The organism is Pseudarthrobacter quantipunctorum, assembly GCF_045291495.1.
GTDB classification, from domain to species: Bacteria; Actinomycetota; Actinomycetes; order Actinomycetales; family Micrococcaceae; genus Arthrobacter; species Arthrobacter quantipunctorum.
Genome location: NZ_CP148033.1, coordinates 3,298,477 through 3,315,919 on the forward strand (window position 1 = coordinate 3,298,477; position 17,443 = coordinate 3,315,919).

Genomic DNA, 17,443 nt, shown 5'->3' on the forward strand with positions numbered 1-17,443 from the left:
GGAGTTCCGGAACCGGATCTCCGCGCGAACAGCCTGCTGCTTTCCAGAGTTGCCTCGCCGCGGCGGTACATGGGCCTGTGAGATTCCTGGGGAGGTATTGCTCCTACGGCGCCTGCTTGTACCTTCTGGCAGAACTCTCCCGCCGCAGATCAAAGGCTATTAATTTGGGTTGTTGTCTGTGCTTGCCGGTGACGGCCCACACATGCTGCAATTCTCCTACGCTGCGGGCCGCCGGGCAAATGCCGGCTAACCCCTCAGGCGCTCCACCGCCGCAAGGAGTTCTTGCACTTCCTCCTGCCGATTCCCGGGACTACCGGACGGACCGCTCTCCCACATGGCATTGAAATAGAGCCCATCACCCATGTACAGCACCGCCTTGGCCATTCCCGCGCCCACATCTTTCCCGATCAGGTCCAGCCATTGCTGCTGGATCGCGGCAAAACGGCGCCGTGCGCCCTCGTGCGCCACCTCCGCCAGGCGGGTGGCAGCAACAAAGGAGCGGTCCATCGGGGTGTCGGACCAGAGCGAGGACCGGATGAAGTACGCGGCCGCGCCTTCCTGCGCGGCGGCCATCGCCGCGAGGTCCTCCCCCGCCAGCCGGTCCAGCCGCTCCAGGGTGGCCGTGATCAGCGCTTCCTTGTTGGGGAAGTGGTACAGCAGGCCTCCTTTGGAGACCCCGGCACGCTTGGCCACCGCATCCAAGGTGGCGGCCCTCTCCCCCACATCGATGAGGAGCTCTTCAAAGGCATCGAGGACGGCATCTCGCGCTACGGGTTTTCTGGCCATGGTTCCCATCATGCACGGTGGGGATTTGATTACTGAACTGTACCGTCCAGACGGTACAGTTAAGCTCATGACCCCGTTCGCCACTTCCCAGCCCAGGACCTGCCAGCCCACGTCATCCGCCCTGCCCGCGGGCAACCCATCCCGTGGCACCCGGAGGGACTGGCTGGCCCTGGCATTGCTGATGTTCCCCGTCCTCCTGGTGGCCGTGGACAACACGGCGCTGACCTTTGCGCTGCCGGCCATCGCGGGTGCCTTGAACACCTCGGGGGTTGAGCTCCTTTGGGTCGTGGATGCCTACCCGCTGGTACTGGCCGGCCTGCTGGTTGCCATGGGCAGCCTGGGTGACAGGATCGGGCGCCGTCGGCTGCTGATCATCGGCAGCATCGGCTTCGCGGCGGTATCAGCAGCCACCGCCTTTGCGTCCAATGCCGGCTGGCTTATCGCCGGCAGGGCGGCGCTGGGATTCTTTGGCGCCATGCTGATGCCCTCCACGCTGTCACTGATCCGGAACATCTTCCCGGACCCCAACCGGCGGCGGCTGGCCATTGCCATCTGGGCTGCGGGGTTCTCTGGCGGCGCCGTGCTCGGGCCGGTCTTTGGCGGCTGGCTGGTGGAACAGTTCTGGTGGGGCGCAGTGCTTCTGGTGGCGGTACCCATCATGCTCCCCCTCCTGATCCTCGGCCCCGCCTTCATCCCTGAATCCCGGGATCCATCACCGGGAAAGGTGGACGCGCCCAGCATCCTGCTCTCGCTGTTCACCATGGCCCCGGTGGTCTATGGGATCAAGGAGTTCGCCACCGAAGGGCCAGGCGCAGCGGGCCTTGGCACCATAGCGTTCGGCGTGTTGATGGGTACTGTTTTTGTCCACCGCCAGCAGCGCCTGCCCAGCCCGCTGCTGGATCTTTCCCTGTTCCGCAACAGGGTTTTCAGCATGGCCATCACTGCCAATGTCCTGGCCCTGTTCTCCTTCAACGGGTTCATCCTCTTCCTGGCCCAGCACCTCCAGCTCATCGAAGGGATGTCGCCTTCGGCCGCCGGGATGGCAATGATCCCGGCCCTGGTGGCCACCATCGTCGCGGGCCTTGCGGCAGTGCCGGCCGTCAGGAAGATACGCCCGGGCTTCGTGGTGGCGGCCGGGCTTGCGATGAGTGCCGCCGGCTACAGCCTGGTGACTTTTGGCAGCCATGCGGGCGGACCTTCGCTACTGCTGGCCGCACTGCTGGTCCTCGCGCTGGGCGTGGGGACTGCCGAGACAATCTCCAATGACCTCATCCTGGGAAGCGCTCCCCCGGAAAAATCAGGCCCGGCAGCAGCAATCTCCGAGACGGGCTACGAGGTGGGTGCCCTGCTGGGAACCGCCATCCTGGGTTCCATCCTTACCGCCTCCTACCAGCACAACCTGCGGCTCCCGGCGGGCATCACCGAAGCCGCCCCCGCCTCAGGAACTGTGCATGCCGGCGAGACCCTTGCCGGCGCCATGGAGCTCGCGGCCCGGCTGCCGCAGCCCCTGGCAGACGCCGTACGCCAGGCTGCAGCGGCAGCGTTCGATTCAGGAGTGCACATCACGGCGGCAATCGGGCTGGTACTGATGGCGACGGCGGCCGTCCTCGCCGCCGTCGTGCTTCGCAGCGTGCCCAAGGCGGACGGCTGAAAGCTGCACTGCGCACCGGGCCCGGGGACAGCAAAGGCGCCCGCAGCCGGAGGATAACCTCCAGCAGCGGGCGCCCTGCACTCCGCAATCCTGCGGGCGCTGCCTACTTTGCGTCCGGCGCCGTAACGCTGGCGGTGGGCTTCATGTTTTCCGCGTTCACCATCCAGGCGTACTGCTCGAGCTTGGCGATGAACTCGTGCAGCAGGTCCGCGGTAGTGGGATCCTCTTCATCCACTTCATCGTGAACCTTGCGCATAGTGCCCACGGCAGCCTCAAGGGCAGCAACGATGCGTTCGATCGCGTCCTTGGTGCTGATCAGGCCTTCAGGGAACTGGGCCAGGGACGTGGACTCGGCCACGGTGGAGCTGCGGCCGTCCGGCAAAGCGTGCAGTGCCCGCATCCGCTCGGCGGTGTCATCAGCGAACTGGCGGGCAGCATCCACAATCTCATCCAGCTGCAGGTGCAGGTCGCGGAAGTTGGTTCCCACGATGTTCCAGTGCGCCTGCTTGCCCTGGATGTGCAGTTCGATCAGGTCGGCGAGCACGGCCTGCAGGTTATTGGTCAGTGTCGGTGAAGCTTTCATGCGTCCTCCTCAAATGGTCCAGTAATCCCGACGCTATCAGCACAACAGCGCGCTGTGGCCGGTCGGCAGGGGATTTCTCAGTGAGCTTACTAACTCCGCAGGCGGAGACATAAAAGAACGTCATTCATATTCCCCCTTGCGTCGCGCGTCACACGCCCCCATACTAAATGAACGCCATTCATATAGTGATCGTAGTCTCAACTTCTTCCAGAAAGTGGTGCCATGACCGAGACCATCCGCACCAGAACAGCCCCTGCCGGTTCCGGGCCGCACTCCCCGGGGACTTCCGGCATCAGCCCCAAAGGACTGAAGGGCGGGCAGCTGGGATTGCTGGCCGTCGTCGTCCTGGGCATTTCCACCATCGCCCCCGCCTACACCCTGACCAGCGCCCTGGGCCCCACAGTCAATGAGGCCGGGCTCCAGCTGCCTGTCATTTTCCTGATCGGGTTCATCCCCATGATCCTGGTCTCGCTGGCCTACCGGGAGCTCAACGCCGATTCCCCGGACAGCGGTACCACCTTCACCTGGGTTACCAAGGCCTTCGGCCCCTGGGTGGGCTGGATGGGAGGCTGGGGCCTGCTGGCCGCAAACATTATTGTGCTCTCCAACCTCGCGGGAGTCGCCGTCGACTTCTTCTACCTCTTCCTTTCGCAGCTGACCGGCTCCCCGGAGCTCGCCGACCTGTCCGCAAACAAAGCCCTGAACGTGCTGACCTGCTTTGTGTTCGTGGCCCTGGCGGTCTGGGTCAGCTACCGCGGACTCCACACCACCAAGCTCGTCCAGTACAGCCTGGTGGGATTCCAGCTGCTGGTCCTGGGCTTGTTTGTGGGCATGGCCTTCGCCACCTGGTCTTCCTCGGAAACCGCCATTCCCTTCAGCTGGGAATGGTTCGACGTCACCAAAATCGAGACCTTCGGTCAGATCGCCGCCGGCATCTCACTTTCCATCTTTGTCTACTGGGGCTGGGACGTGTGCCTGACGGTCAATGAGGAAACGTCCAACGGCAGGAAGACTTCCGGGCTCGCCGGCACGCTCACCGCCCTCATCGTCCTGGCGATCTACCTGCTGGTGAGCATCGCCACCATGATGTTCGCCGGCGTCGGGGATACCGGCAACGGCCTGAACAATACCGAGATCCACGAGAACATCTTCACCGCCCTGGCTTCCCCCATCATGGGTCCCTTCGCCATCCTGATGTCCCTGGCCGTACTGTCCAGCTCGGCCGCTTCCCTGCAGTCCACCTTCATGTCACCCTCCCGGAGTATGCTGGCCATGGGGTTCTACGGCGCCCTGCCCGCACCGTTCGGCCGCGTCAGCAGGAAGTTCGCGACGCCGGGCTTCGCCACCGTTGCCGCCGGCATCATGTCTGCGGGCTTCTACGCGGTGATGCATGTGGTCAGCGAGAACGTCCTCAACGACACCATCCTGGCGCTCGGCCTGATGATCTGCTTCTACTACGGGCTGACCGCGCTGGCCTGCGCCTGGTACTTCCGCCACAGCGTTTTCGACAGCCTGCGGCACTTCGTTCTCCGCCTGGTGTGCCCGGTGGTGGGCGGGGTGGGGCTGTTCGTGGTGTTCCTGCAGACCGCAGTGGACAGCGTGGCCCCGGAGTTCGGCAGCGGCTCGGAGATCTTTGGAGTGGGCCTGGTGTTTGTCCTCGGAGTCGGCATCCTGGCCTCAGGCGCCGCCGTCATGCTCATCATGGCCAAGGTCCGCCCCGGCTTCTTCCGCGGCGAAACCCTTAAGCGGGATACCCCCGCGCTGGTGGTGCCGGAGTAGCCGCCGTGGGCTAGTCCAACCGCCCGGCCGCAGGAAAGGTGCCGTGCCCCGCACACAGGGGGAACGGCACCTTTGGCGTCTACGGCCGAATATCACCAGTAGTGTGCCACGTCCACCACCAGGCGGGACCCGGAGCCCGGTCCATCCAGGGTGAAGACCCGGAAGGGAAGGCGGGCCCGGACGCCCAGGCCGATGCTGGTGTAGCCCTCGTAGCTTCCGGCCCAGACCACCTGGCGGAACGTCTGGTAGCCGGCGGCGTTGGACAGCTCGTTCGGGTCAGCCGGGGTATAGGTGGAGTTGCCGTTGCCGTCGTAGGCGGGAGCGTTGACTGTCACCTGCAGGCGCCCGTTTCCCCGGACGGGGATGGTGAAGCCGGAGCCGTCCTGGACGATCTGGGGAACGTACCGCACGGTGTAGCCGGCGGCTGTGCCGTTGAGGTCCACCACCATCCTGTCGAAGCAGTAGTGCTGCCCCGTGCGGACGTTGTTGACGTTGGCGGTGCCCATGTCCGGGTCGGCTTTCGCCAGGGACCCCCACACAAGCCCGCAATAGGAGGTGGTTGCCGAGGCGGGCCCCGGTGCAACGATTCCCAGCCCGGCAGCCATGAGGATGGCGGCGAGCCAGGTGGAAAACTTTTTCATTGTGGAGCCACCCATACGTTGAGCGATTGGATAGCTCAAGGGTAGGAGCGTTTACGGCGCAGATCGAGGGCCGTGGCCGGTTCGCCGCGCAACCGTTAGGGTGCGGCGCCGCGCATCACGCCCACATAAATCCGGAGCGGAAACCGGGCGTTCCGTGGCCCTTATGCGCTGGTTCTGCTGCGTTGTTGCCTTGGTCCGGCACCTTGCCGTTACCGGCATAACGACGACGGCGGGAGGCGAAGAAGCGCCGGCCGCCCCGTTGGGGCGGTGGCCGGCGCAGGGAAGTTCGGTGGCGTCAGCCTTCGCAGTCCCGGCAGTACTTCATGCCGTTCTTTTCGCGGGCAACCTGGGAGCGGTGGCGGACCAGGAAGCAGGATGAGCAGGTGAACTCATCAGACTGTTCAGGAACAACAATGACCGTCAGTTCCTCGTTGGAAAGATCAGCGCCGGGCAGGTCGATGCCTTCGGCGGTGTCGTTCTCATCGACGTCGATGACTGCGGTCTGCGCGTTGCCGCCACGGGACGCCTGGAGGGCCTCCAGCGAGTCGGCTGGAGATTCTTCTTCCTGCTTGCGTGGGGCATCATAATCGGTAGCCATAGCGTGTTCACTTTCGTTGCTGCGCAGCACCATTTCAGGCACCTCAGTGAAGCAGTTTAGGGCATGATCCCGCTACCGGTGCAATAGTGTGCTCAACCAGACATTCCGCTGCGCTGCGCCACGGATTCAGCGTGGCTCTGCCGGGCGTGCTCTCCCCCTACCGCAACCCCGCTCAGGGCGGGCAGCCATCCCCAGCGGGTGGCGTCAGCCATGGCATCGGCAGCGTGCTGGCCTGGTTCGTAGGTGAACGTGTCAATAAACCACGCGCGGAACCGGTCGAGGATGTTTGCGCTCATGCCTGAAACCTATGCAGCTATTGTTGTGGGCGCGTTTCGTCGCGGTCTCCCCGGCGTTAATCCGTAGCGGTTTCCCTGCCGCGGTTCTACGCTGGAAGCCCTCCGGCTGACCGCGGCTGGAGCCCGGCCAGGAAGGACACAGGATGGCAGTACGGCTGAACCGGAAGGCACTCGCCAACGCCCGCAAGCTCATTCAGGCAGGAAAGGTGGAACGCGATGTCCGGGATGACTGGAGTGAACACGCGCCGTCCACGGAGCAGGAGAACACCTTTATCGACAAGCACGGGTTCGGCGACTTCGCGGAGTGGCACCTTGGCCTGGACGGCGACAAGTCGGAGGGGACCAAGGGAAGTGTCAGCTTCCCTTTTGGGGATTTCAGCAAAGTCCACCGCTGCGCCGTCATTTCGCTGGAAAGCAGGGCGGGGCAGTACGGGCAAGATGACATCAGAGACGCGGCCAGGAAGCTGCTCGACCTGATGGACTCCGACTGAACAACACGTCCGGCGCAGCCCGGGCGGCTGCTAGGGCGCAGCCGGGCTCCCCTCCGATGCTGTGTCCGCTTGCGGGCGCTGCCTGCGGCTGAGCAGGATGAAGGGCGCCGCGATCAGCTGCAGCGCGCCGCCCACAGCCAGGGAAGCGGGATAGCCGTAGAGGTCGGCGGTCCTGCCCAGCGCAGGCTGCACCACAACTCCCCCTGCCGAACCCATCAGGGAATCGAAGCTCAGCACTGTTGCCCGCTGCTTCGACGCAATCATGTCGTTGAGGTATGCCTGCCGCACGGGGGTGCCTGCGGACGCCACCACGGCCCACAGCGCCAGGAGCGCCAGGGCAAGCCAAAAGACCGTGGTGAACATCAGTACCACCAGGATGAGTGCACTGAAGATGTTGGTGGCAATCAGCACGCTGGTCCGCCGTTTGACCCGTTTCCGGATGCGCGGCGCCATCCAGCCGCCCACGATGTCCGCTCCTGCCACCAGTGCCGCCGCCAGGCCCGCGATTGCATAGGCCCGGGGATCTCCAAACAGCTGCAGCAGGTAGGGCTGCAGGGCGTAGAACACGTAGATCCCCACACCTTCGGTGAACGGTGCGGCCAGCATGATGTACCGCACGGGCGGATGCCTCAGGCCGCCGTCCACCGACGCTTTAAGGACTGCCCGGGTGGCCTGCAGGGGGTGGGCCGAACGTTCGGGTGTGAAACCGACGTCGTGCATGAGCAGGAAAGCCACCGCGAACATTGCCACCAGCACACCCACGCGCACCAGGAACGGAACCCCCAGGTTCGTGGCCTGGGCGATCACCCCGCCTGCCACGGAGCCGCTGAGCATGGCCACCCCGGAGACCATTTGTCCGCGCCCGAGCACCAGCTCCAGCCCGCCCTCATATCCGGAGAAGCGCAGGGCATCCACCAACCAGGCCTCCACCGCACCCGAAAAGAAGGTGAAGCCCAGGCCCAACAGGACCGAGACCGCGGCCCACCACCAGAAGGGGGCCGAAAACTGCCACAGCAGGAAGTACAGGAAGGTGGATCCGGCCAGGGTGACTGTCCCGAGGAGGAAGGACATCCGCCGCCCCCAACCATCCGCCACCACTCCGGTGGGCACCTCGAAGAGCACCATGCCCGCCGTGAAGAAGGCGTTCGCGGCAAAAGCCTCAAGATTGGTCAGCCCGGCATCCAGCAGGAAGAGCGTATTGATCCCCCAGATGAACGAGGCCGCGAGGGTGTTTCCCAGGGTCAGTGTGAGGTAGACGCGCTGGATTTTCCGGGCAGCCGCGTTCATGGCGGTTGCTGCTATGAGGGGCTGAAGCTGGCAGGCACAGGGTCGTGCCGCAGGTACCGGCGGCGGAAGCGCCCGGTACCGGCGGTGAGTGCCCGCAGGTCCACGGCGTACCGCAGGAGTTCCTGGTCCGGGACCTCGGCGCCGATCTCAGTGAGTCCCTCGCCGGAGGATGTGGTGCCGGTGAGCCGGCCGCGACGGGCTGACAGGTCGCTCATTACTGACCCCACGTGCTCGTCCGCCACCGTGATGGTCACTGAGGACACCGGTTCAAGCAGTTGGATCCGCCCGGCCGCTGCGGCCTCCCGCAGCGCCAGTGCCCCCGCCGCCTGGAATGCTGCGTCCGAGGAATCCACGCTGTGCGCCTTGCCTCCCGTGAGTGTGACCCGCAGGTCCACCACAGGGAATCCCGCGCTCACGCCCTTCTCCATCTGGGCTCGGACGCCCTTTTCCACGGACGGGATGAAGGTCCCGGGAATGACGCCACCCACCGTTTTGTCAACGAATTCGAAACCCCCGCCGCGGGGAAGCGGCTCCACGTCGATGTCGCAGACGGCGTACTGCCCGTGCCCTCCGGACTGCTTCACGTGCCGGCCGTGTCCGGCTGCGGGCGCTGCGAAGGTTTCACGCAAGGGCGTTACCACGTCCACGGTGTGCAGTTTCACGCCCTGATCGCGAAGCCGGTCCAGGACTACCTCGACGTGGGCCTCTCCCATGCACCAGAGGACCAGCTGGTGCGTTTCGGCATTCCGCTCCACGCGGAGGGTGGGATCGCCGGCGGCGATCTTCCCCAGGCTGCGCGCCAGCGCGTCCTCGTCGCTGCGTGAATCGGGTTCTACCGCCACTGGCAGCAGCGGCTCGGGCATCTCCCACGTGGCCAGCAGCAGTGGCCGGTCCCGCCCGGAGATGGTGTCGCCGGTTTCGGCGCTTCCCAGTTTTGCCACGGCGCACATGTCGCCGGCCACGCAGTACGGAACGGGCCGCAGGGACGCCCCCAGCGGTGAGTAGAGGTGCGTGACACGTTCATCCGAATCATGGTCCTGGTGGCCGCGGTCCGCCAGCCCGTGTCCTCCGACGTGCACCGGCGCATCCTCCCGCAGCGTCCCGGAGAATACCCGGACCAGGCACACCCTTCCCAGGAATGGATCCACGGAGGTCCGGACCACTTCAGCCGCCAGCGGCCCCGCGGGATCGCACCGCAGGGCTTCCGCCGGTACCCCCGCCAGGTCGGCCGCCCCGGGCAGGCGGCCGGCCGGCGGAGACGGAAAGGCCCGGACCAGCACTTCCAGCAGTTCCGCGGTGCCCAGCCCGCTCACGGCGGATGTGGACAGCACCGGGAAGAAGGTGCCGCGTTCGACGGCGGTTTCCAGGTCGGCGACCAGGACGTCAGTATCGATGTCCTCGCCTTCGAGATAGCGGTCCATCAGGGTCTCGTCCTCGCTCTCGGCGATGATCCCCTCAATGAGCTCGCCCCTTGCGGAAGTGGACGCTGCAAGCTCCGCCGCATCCGCTGCCCGGAGGGCAGCGGCGGGCTCCCCGGACGAATAGTCCGTGACCGTCCCGGACAGCAGTCCCAGCAGGCCGGTGACCTCACCGCCCGTCCGCACTGGGACATACAGCGGCAGGACGCCCTCGCCGAATGCCTTCCGGCAGGCGGCCAGGACGCCGTCGTAATCCGCCCGGGGGTGGTCCATGCGGGTGATGGCGACCGCGCGGGGCAGCTGTATGAGCTCGCATTCACCCCACAGCGCGGTGGTAGTGGCGTCGATGCCGTCCACGGCGGACACCACGAACAAGGCGGCGTCCGCCGCGCGCAGGCCGGCCCGGAGCTCGCCGATGAAATCGGGGTAGCCAGGGGTGTCCAGGAGGTTCACTTTGATGCCGTCGATCAGCAGCGGCACCAGGGACAGGGTCACTGAGCGTTGCTGGTGCACGGCCGCGGGGTCGGAATCGCTGACCGTTGTCCCGTCCGGGATGGATCCTTTGCGCGTGATCATGCCCTGGGCAGCGAGCAGTGCTTCTATCAGCATGGTTTTTCCGGCACCGGAATGTCCTACCAGCGCCACATTCCGGATTTTGGCCGGATCTTCCGCGGCAAAACCGGAAGAGGCGTCCGCACGGCGCGACTCGGCTCCGTTGCGGCCGGCTGCCGTCCTGGCTGGGTCCTTGGTGCCCTTGACCGACATGGGAAACCTCCTGGCGTCTTTGCCATCCGACCGGACTGAAACGTGTCCTCTGATTCGACACCCTGGAGGGTGGATCGGCAAGAGCCATTGGGCCCCGGGTCAGCCGCCGCGCGCCTTCCGGGTGGCGGCGTCGTTGGCCTTCTGGATGGCTTTGACCAGCTCATCCTTGTCCATGGTGGAACGGCCGTCGATGTCCAGCTCCTGGGCAAGCTTGTAGAGGTGCTCCTTGGAGGCGTTGGCATTCACCCCGCCGGCGGTGGGCTCGGAGGACGTGCCGCCTTCCTCGGCCCGCTTGTCCGAGGGGCCGCGCTTTTCCTTAGGCTCCCAGTGGTCACCCACCTTCTCATAGCTGTGCTTGAGGGAGGCGTAGGCCGCGCGCGCAGCCCGGCCCTCATCGTTGTCATAGCTTTCAAGGGCTGAATCGTAGGTCTTGGCGAAGGTGTCCTGGGCCTTTTGTTCAGAGCGCTGCAGGGTGGAGGGCAGCTCTTCCTTGCGGGCGTGGTCGTTCTTGCCGGTCTTGGGCACGGCACCCACACTCCTTTCATCAGCAGGCTGATCATGCGGATGACCCCAGCTTAGCTGCGGGGAGCACCAGGCGGCGGGCGGCCTGGAGGGTTTTGCGGTGGAGCCCCCTGTCGGATTCGAACCGACGACCCCCGCTTTACAAGAGCGGTGCTCTGGCCAACTGAGCTAAGGAGGCGTGCCCCTGCGGGCGGGCGCCTGAACGGCGCTAGATAAGGTTAGCCCAACTGGTGCCGGTGGTAAAAACGTCCGCGGTTCCATGGGAATCCGGCTTAACGCGGGCGGCCCGCTCCCGGAAGAATCCGGGAGCGGGCCGCTGGCTGGGAATGGTACGGAAGGCTTTAGGCCTTGGAGTCGATTGCCGCCTGGATCTCCGCGTTCAGGTCGGTGCCGCCATCCCACTGCTTGCCGTCAATGAACACCGTGGGCGTACCGCTGATCCCGGAGTTTGCCGCCAGCTCCGTGGAGTACTTCACGTAAGGGCGGAAGGTCTTGTCGTCCACGCAGCTGTTGATGTCAGCGCCAATGTCACTGGCCAGGGACTTCAGCTTGTCGTCGGACAGGCCCGCACCGCCTTCTGCGGGCTGGTTCTCGAAGAGGACATTGACGTATTCCGCGTACTTGTCGGGGGCCGTGTCAGCAACGCACGCAGCCGCGTTGGCGGAACGGGAGGAGTAGTTGGTGCTGGACTGGCGGTCCAGGAAGCCCAGCGGACGGTACTCCATGGTGATCTTGCCTTCATTACGCAGGCTTGTCAGGGCCTCGTTGTAGGTCTCTTCGAAGCGCAGGCACACCGGGCAGATGAAGTCGATGTAGGCAATGACCTTGACGGGCTGCCCATCTTCGGCTTCTGCCCCGGGCGCCGCCACGGGGCTGGGCGGCGTCTCGGGCTTGGTCAGCGTGGTCACGTCAACGTTGGCAGGATCCGTCTGCTTGACGTCGGTGTTGGCCAGGAGGGTCACGCCGCCATTGACGTTGGCGTTTGCAGGCACCGGCCCCTGGTCCGCGATGGGAGTGTTCTGCCTGATGCTGGTGGTGACCACCAACGCAACAACAGCCAGGATGGCCACGACAGCCGCCACGATGCCCCAGCCGATGAGCATTTTGTTGCGCTTGTCCTTTTTCAGCTGCGCGTCACGGATCAGGCGCGCCTTTTCCCGCGCCTCCGCGGTTCGCTCAGCCTTGGACTTACGGACTTCGTTTGCAGGGCTCATGTGTTCCTTGGGTCGGTTGACGTGGGGGGACCACTTCGTGGCAACTCCATACATTTTAGGGGAGAAAGCTGGGAGCTTGCTCCTTCAAGTATTGGCGGGGTTGACGAACAGCCGAATAGCACGGAAGATTCCGTCCCGTTAGGGTGGGCACAGAGGCACAAGCAACCCCAGGGGGCCGCAATGCAAACACCCGTCCAGGAAAAACCCACCGCCCCGGCGACGTCCGGCGCCGCCGAGCCCGGCCACGGCGGAGAAACAAAGTACGACTTCATGGTGGTGTCCAACAGGCTGCCCGTGGACCGCTGCGCCCCCGGCGAAAGCGGGGACGACGGCTCCGGCTGGCGCCGCTCCCCCGGCGGGCTGGTGACGGCACTGGCACCCATGATGACCAAGACAGACGGCGCCTGGGTGGGGTGGCACGGCGCGCCGGACGAGACAGTCAAGCCCTTCAGCCACGGCGGCATGGACCTCGTACCGGTCCAGCTCAGCACCGACGATGTGGAGCTGTACTACGAGGGGTTCTCCAACGCCACCCTCTGGCCGCTCTACCACGACGTCATCGCCCCGCCGGAGTTCCACCGGACCTGGTGGGACGCCTACCGCAAGGTCAACCGCAGGTTCGCCGACGCCGTCGTCCGCCATGCCGACGAGGGCGCCACCGTATGGGTGCAGGACTACCAGCTCCAGCTGGTGCCGCGCATGCTGCGTGAAGCCCGGCCGGACCTCCGCATCGGGTTCTTCAACCACATTCCGTTCCCGCCGCCGGAGATCTTTGCCCAGCTGCCCTGGCGCCAGGCAATCATCGACGGGCTCCTCGGAGCCGACCTGGTGGGCTTCCAGCGGACCAGCGACGCCGGCAATTTCATGCGCTCGGCACGCCGCTTCCTGGGCGCCAGCGTCAAGCAGCAGCAGGTCCATGTGAAGGGCCACGACGGCGAGGTCACGCATATTGCCCGCGCCCAGGCCTTCCCCATCTCCATTGATGTCCGGCAGATCAGCGAGCTGGCCGCCAAACCGGAAATCGTTGAGCGGGCCCGCCAGATTCGCCAGGACCTTGGCAACCCCAAGACCATCCTGCTCGGCGTCGACCGGCTGGACTACACCAAGGGCATCCGGCACCGCCTCAAGGCCTTCGAGGAACTCCTGGCGGACGGCAAGCTGTCTGTCGGCGACGCCACCCTGATCCAGGTGGCCAGTCCCAGCCGCGAGCGCGTTGAGCAGTACCGGCTCCTGCGCGAGGAGGTAGAGGGCACCGTAGGACATATCAACGGCACCTACGACACCATCGAGAACACCGCGGTCCGCTACCTGCACCACAGCTATCCCGTCGAGGAGATGGTGGCGCTGTACCTCGCCGCCGACGTCATGCTGGTCACAGCACTCCGGGACGGCATGAACCTCGTGGCCAAGGAATACGTCACGGCACGCACCAACAACGACGGCGCCCTGGTCCTCAGTGAATTCGCCGGTGCAGCCGACCAACTCAAGCAGGCCCTGCTGATGAACCCCCACGACATCGACGGGCTCAAGGGCGCCATCATGCGCGCCGTAGAGATGCAGCCGAGGGAAGCGGGCCGCCGGATGCGGGCCATGCGCAAGCAGATCCTCGAGCACGATGTGGACCACTGGTCCGCAGACTTCCTGCACGCGCTCAACCAAAAGGTGGTCCGCGATGACTCCTGATGCCCGCCATGCCAAGGACAAGCTCGCACTGACGCCTGAACTCCGGGCGGCCATCCGGCAGATCGCCGCGACCGAGCACCTGCTGGTGGCCATGGATTTTGACGGGACCATGGCACCCATCGTCGGCCACGCGGACGACGCCCGGCCCCTGCCACGCTCCGCAGCGGCTTTCGCCGGGCTTGCGGTGCTTCCGCGAACGACGACGGCACTGATCTCCGGGCGCGCCCTCACGAGCCTCCGCGCCGTCGCGTCCCCGCCGGTGAACACCCTCCTCATCGGCAGCCACGGGGCGGAGGCATGGCTGGGCCCCGGATCCACCGGGCTGACACTCGATCCGGAGCAAAAAGCACTCCTTGCCGAGGTGCGCGCCGTCCTGGCGGACATCGTCAAGGAAGCGCCCGGCACCATGCTCGAGGACAAGCCTGCTGGGGTGGTGCTGCACACCCGCCTCGCCCCCGATGACGTAGCCGACGACGCCGTGGCCGCGGCGCGTTCCGTGTTGCAGGACCGGAAGGGGGTGTTCCTCAAGGACGGCAAGCGGGTCCTTGAGACTTCGGTGGTCAATGCTTCCAAGGGCGAAGGCGTCACCTTCCTGCGGCAGATCACCGGTGCCACGGGGGTCCTTTTCGCCGGCGACGACACCACGGACGAGGACGCCCTGGCGCGGCTGGAACCGGGGGACGTCGGCGTTAAAGTGGGCCTCGATTTCACCCAGGCCCAGTACCGGGTAGAGGCGCCGGTCCATGTGGCGGAACTGCTGGAGGTACTGCTTCAGGAGCGCAGCATGGCCGTCGCGGAGGAAGATCCGGGCATTTCCGGGCAGTGACGCGGCGCACCCGGGTTGTCCAAGCTCACGTGTGACGTCCGTAACATTTGCAACCAATAGCGGAACATCTGACATACTCTTGCTTGTGATGTGGCGCACAAGAACCGTGCGGCGTCACTCAACGCTCTCCTGCTTTGGCCGGAAGGCGTCTGCAGTACAAAACTGAACAAACATGAACCATTCACAACGGATCGTCCGGCACGTACCTGCCGGTGAAGGGATTGATAACTGTGGCTACAGTTACTTTTGATAACGCTACGCGTCTGTACCCGGGCACAGATAAGCCCGCCGTCGATAAGCTCAACATCGACATCGCCGATGGCGAATTCCTGGTCCTCGTTGGACCCTCCGGTTGCGGCAAGTCCACCTCCCTGCGCATGCTCGCAGGCCTCGAGGACGTCAACGCCGGCCGCATCCTTATCGGCGACCGCGATGTCACCGACGTTCCCCCGAAGGACCGCGACATCGCGATGGTTTTCCAGAACTACGCGCTGTACCCGCACATGACTGTAGCCGACAACATGGGCTTCGCGCTGAAGATCGCAGGCGTCTCCAAGGAAGAGCGCGCCGAGCGTGTCCGCGAAGCGGCCAAGCTTCTTGACCTTGAGCAGTACCTGGACCGCAAGCCGAAGGCCCTCTCCGGCGGCCAGCGCCAGCGTGTCGCCATGGGCCGCGCAATCGTGCGTAACCCGCAGGTCTTCCTCATGGATGAGCCGCTCTCCAACCTTGATGCCAAGCTCCGCGTCCAGACCCGTACCCAGATCGCCTCGCTGACCCGCCGCCTGGGCGTCACCACCGTCTACGTGACCCACGACCAGGTCGAGGCCATGACCATGGGCGACCGCGTTGCCGTGCTGAAGGACGGCCTGCTGATGCAGGTCGACACCCCGCGCAACCTGTACGACAAGCCCAAGAACGTCTTCGTTGCAGGCTTCATTGGCTCCCCCGCCATGAACCTGCTCGAGCTCCCCGTGGTCGACGGCGGCGTCCAGTTCGGCGGAACGGTGTACCCCGTGCCGCGCAACGTCCTGGAAGAGGCACACGGCTCCACGGTTACCCTCGGAAGCCGCCCGGAGGACCTCGAAACCGCTCCCCAGGGCGAAGGCCTGAAGGTTGAGGTCGACGTCGTCGAAGAGCTCGGTGCCGACGCCTACGTCTACGGCCACACCACCCTCGACGGCAAGGACCACGACATCGTGGCACGCGTCGACGGCCGCCGCCCCCCGATGAAGGGCGAGGTCATCTACGTCCGGCCGCAGTCGGGCCACGTGCACCTGTTCGACACCAAGACCGGCCTGCGCCTGGGCGACTAGTCCCCACCGGCACCCTAACCTCGCTTCGCTTCGGTCAGGGAACCCTGCCGGCGTGGGCCCACCACACAACTGACGGCGGCTCCTCCTCACGGATGGGCCGCCGTCGGCTGTTAACCGTGCCTGCAAAAGAAATTAGCTGGACGCCCCTATGTACGGAAGAATTGGACCATGACCGAGGAATACAGCGCCCAGTGGCACGACGAACCCACCGACTATGCGCAGATCGGAAAGCTGCCGCGGTTTGTTGCCGCCAGCGCCGACGACGGCAAGGCTGCCTCGGTTTCCAGCTCCCTGAACATCACGGCGGCAGCGGCTGATCCCGAGCTGCTGGACCTGCCGTGGCACATCGCACTTGAGGACTGGCCGGCGGAAAACCTGGCGGCCCTCCCCCGCGGCATCTCCCGCCACATCGTGCGCTTCGCCCACCTTGGCGGCTCCGTGATCGCCATCAAGGAAACCTCCGAGCACGTGGCGCGCCACGAGTACCACATGCTCCGGAAGCTGGCCCGGCTGGACGTCCCCTGCGTGGAGCCGGTCGCCGTCATCACCGGACGCACCACCCTGGACGGGCGGCCCCTGAACCCGGTTCTCGTCACCAGGCACCTGAAGTTTTCCATGCCGTACCGCGCCCTGTTCTCCCAGATGCTCCGCAAGGACACCCTGACGCGCCTCATCGATGCGCAGGCACTGCTCCTGGTGCGGCTGCACCTCATCGGCTTCTACTGGGGCGATGTGTCGCTCTCCAATACGCTGTTCCGGCGCGACGCCGGCGCGTTCGCTGCGTACCTCGTGGACGCGGAAACCGGCGAGCTCTATCCGGACCTGTCCACAGGGCAGCGCGAGTACGACCTCGAGATCGCTCGGGTGAACATTGCGGGCGAGCTTATGGACCTCCTCGACGGCGGCCTGATCGAGGAAAAGGTGGACCCGGTGGCCACCAGCGAGCTCATCATGGACAGCTACCGCCGGCTCTGGGCGGAGCTCACGGAGAAGGAGTCCTTCGAACTCGGTGAGCGCTGGCGCGTGAGTGCCAGAATACGGCGGCTTAACGAACTGGGCTTTGACGTCGAGGAATACGCCATCAAGACCACCCAGAACGGCTCCACCATCCAGCTGCAGCCCAAAGTGGTGGACGCCGGGCACCACCAGCGGCGGCTGCTGCGGCTCACGGGCATCGATGCGCAGGAGAACCAGGCGCGCCGGCTGCTGAACGACATGGATTCGTTCCGGGCGGACAACAACCCGAACATGGACGAGGAATACAGCGCCCATCTCTGGGTCAGCCAGATCTTCGAGCCGATCGTCAGGTCCATTCCACGGGACCTTTCGGGGAAGCTGGAACCGGCTGAAGTGGTGCACGAGGTTCTGGAGCACCGCTGGTACATGTCGGAGAAGCAGGAGCGCCACATCCCGCTGGCCGAGGCCGTGCAGTCCTACATCGACTCCATCCTGCGCCACCGGCGTGATGAAGCGGCGATCATGCTGAACCCCGACACGGGAATGCTGAAGATCCTTGAGGTGGAGACGGAAGAGTCCCGCTACGGCGACGACGAGTCGGTTGACGAATACCCGGACTCGGACGACTGAGGG

Annotated in this window: 16 protein-coding genes, 1 tRNA gene and 1 riboswitch; of the genes, 7 read left to right on the forward strand and 10 right to left on the reverse strand. The window is 65.3% G+C overall.

The genetic code is table 11. The features are described 5' to 3' along the window. Positions 1-53 precede the first annotated feature (53 nt). Positions 54-152: riboswitch (glycine riboswitch) on the reverse strand. Positions 153-246: 94 nt separating this feature from the next. Continuing rightward, a complete protein-coding gene (locus tag WHH00_RS14950; protein WP_406633976.1) occupies positions 247-786 on the reverse strand; it encodes a TetR/AcrR family transcriptional regulator in 540 nt (179 codons plus the stop codon). Positions 787-853: 67 nt separating this feature from the next. On the opposite strand from WHH00_RS14950, the gene WHH00_RS14955 reads away from it, so the two are divergent. Next, positions 854-2,437, forward strand: a complete 1,584-nt coding sequence (locus tag WHH00_RS14955; RefSeq protein WP_406633978.1) for an MFS transporter — start codon at positions 854-856, stop codon at positions 2,435-2,437. A gap of 103 nt (positions 2,438-2,540) precedes the next feature. On the opposite strand, the gene WHH00_RS14960 is transcribed toward WHH00_RS14955, so the two are convergent. Continuing rightward, positions 2,541-3,020: a Dps family protein gene (locus WHH00_RS14960; RefSeq protein WP_066273843.1), complete on the reverse strand. Its 480-nt coding sequence runs from the start codon at positions 3,018-3,020 to the stop codon at positions 2,541-2,543. 222 nt (positions 3,021-3,242) lie between these two features. On the opposite strand from WHH00_RS14960, the gene WHH00_RS14965 reads away from it, so the two are divergent. Then, complete coding sequence (locus WHH00_RS14965; protein WP_406633980.1) at positions 3,243-4,799, forward strand: APC family permease; 1,557 nt, start codon at positions 3,243-3,245, stop codon at positions 4,797-4,799. A gap of 92 nt (positions 4,800-4,891) precedes the next feature. Here the strand turns inward: WHH00_RS14965 and WHH00_RS14970 are convergent, their stop codons facing one another. The 3 genes from WHH00_RS14970 to WHH00_RS14980 all read right to left on the reverse strand — a co-directional run bounded on the left by WHH00_RS14970 (position 4,892) and on the right by WHH00_RS14980 (position 6,334). After that, on the reverse strand, positions 4,892-5,440 hold the full coding sequence (locus WHH00_RS14970) for a hypothetical protein (RefSeq protein ID WP_406633982.1): 549 nt from the start codon (positions 5,438-5,440) through the stop codon (positions 4,892-4,894). Between the two features lie 295 nt (positions 5,441-5,735). Next, the gene (locus WHH00_RS14975; RefSeq protein WP_066280293.1) at positions 5,736-6,038 is read right to left on the reverse strand and encodes a DUF4193 domain-containing protein; all 303 of its coding nucleotides are present in this window, start codon (positions 6,036-6,038) and stop codon (positions 5,736-5,738) included. A 92-nt stretch (positions 6,039-6,130) separates the two neighbouring features. Next, complete coding sequence (locus tag WHH00_RS14980; RefSeq protein ID WP_406633984.1) at positions 6,131-6,334, reverse strand: hypothetical protein; 204 nt, start codon at positions 6,332-6,334, stop codon at positions 6,131-6,133. Between the two features lie 143 nt (positions 6,335-6,477). Between WHH00_RS14980 and WHH00_RS14985 the strand changes: the two genes are divergently transcribed. Further along, positions 6,478-6,825, forward strand: a complete 348-nt coding sequence (locus WHH00_RS14985) for a hypothetical protein (protein WP_406633987.1) — start codon at positions 6,478-6,480, stop codon at positions 6,823-6,825. Positions 6,826-6,855: 30 nt separating this feature from the next. Here WHH00_RS14985 and WHH00_RS14990 read toward each other — a convergent pair whose 3' ends face one another. From WHH00_RS14990 to WHH00_RS15010, 5 genes are all read right to left on the reverse strand, one after another. After that, entirely contained in the window at positions 6,856-8,112 is a 1,257-nt protein-coding gene (locus tag WHH00_RS14990) for an MFS transporter (protein WP_406633989.1), read from the reverse strand. Between the two features lie 11 nt (positions 8,113-8,123). After that, positions 8,124-10,295 (reverse strand): elongation factor G-like protein EF-G2, encoded by a 2,172-nt coding sequence (locus tag WHH00_RS14995; RefSeq protein ID WP_406633991.1) that lies wholly within the window; start codon positions 10,293-10,295, stop codon positions 8,124-8,126. A gap of 99 nt (positions 10,296-10,394) precedes the next feature. Then, positions 10,395-10,820, reverse strand: coding sequence for a ChaB family protein (locus WHH00_RS15000; RefSeq protein ID WP_406633993.1), 426 nt, complete (start codon positions 10,818-10,820; stop codon positions 10,395-10,397). A 98-nt stretch (positions 10,821-10,918) separates the two neighbouring features. Next, positions 10,919-10,995, reverse strand: a tRNA-Thr gene (locus WHH00_RS15005). A gap of 163 nt (positions 10,996-11,158) precedes the next feature. After that, a complete protein-coding gene (locus tag WHH00_RS15010) occupies positions 11,159-12,031 on the reverse strand; it encodes a DsbA family protein (protein ID WP_406633994.1) in 873 nt (290 codons plus the stop codon). Between the two features lie 180 nt (positions 12,032-12,211). Between WHH00_RS15010 and WHH00_RS15015 the strand changes: the two genes are divergently transcribed. The 4 genes from WHH00_RS15015 to WHH00_RS15030 all read left to right on the forward strand — a co-directional run bounded on the left by WHH00_RS15015 (position 12,212) and on the right by WHH00_RS15030 (position 17,440). Beyond that, positions 12,212-13,714 carry a trehalose-6-phosphate synthase gene (locus WHH00_RS15015; protein ID WP_406633996.1) on the forward strand — a complete coding sequence of 501 codons (1,503 nt, stop codon included), beginning with the start codon at positions 12,212-12,214 and terminating at the stop codon, positions 13,712-13,714. Further along, the gene (gene otsB / locus WHH00_RS15020) at positions 13,704-14,540 is read left to right on the forward strand and encodes a trehalose-phosphatase (RefSeq protein ID WP_406633998.1); all 837 of its coding nucleotides are present in this window, start codon (positions 13,704-13,706) and stop codon (positions 14,538-14,540) included. Before WHH00_RS15015 ends, otsB begins: the two co-directional genes overlap by 11 nt. A gap of 230 nt (positions 14,541-14,770) precedes the next feature. Next, a complete protein-coding gene (locus tag WHH00_RS15025) occupies positions 14,771-15,853 on the forward strand; it encodes an ABC transporter ATP-binding protein (RefSeq protein WP_174179677.1) in 1,083 nt (360 codons plus the stop codon). Positions 15,854-16,021: 168 nt separating this feature from the next. Next, on the forward strand, positions 16,022-17,440 hold the full coding sequence (locus tag WHH00_RS15030; protein ID WP_406634000.1) for a DUF4032 domain-containing protein: 1,419 nt from the start codon (positions 16,022-16,024) through the stop codon (positions 17,438-17,440). Positions 17,441-17,443 lie beyond the last annotated feature (3 nt).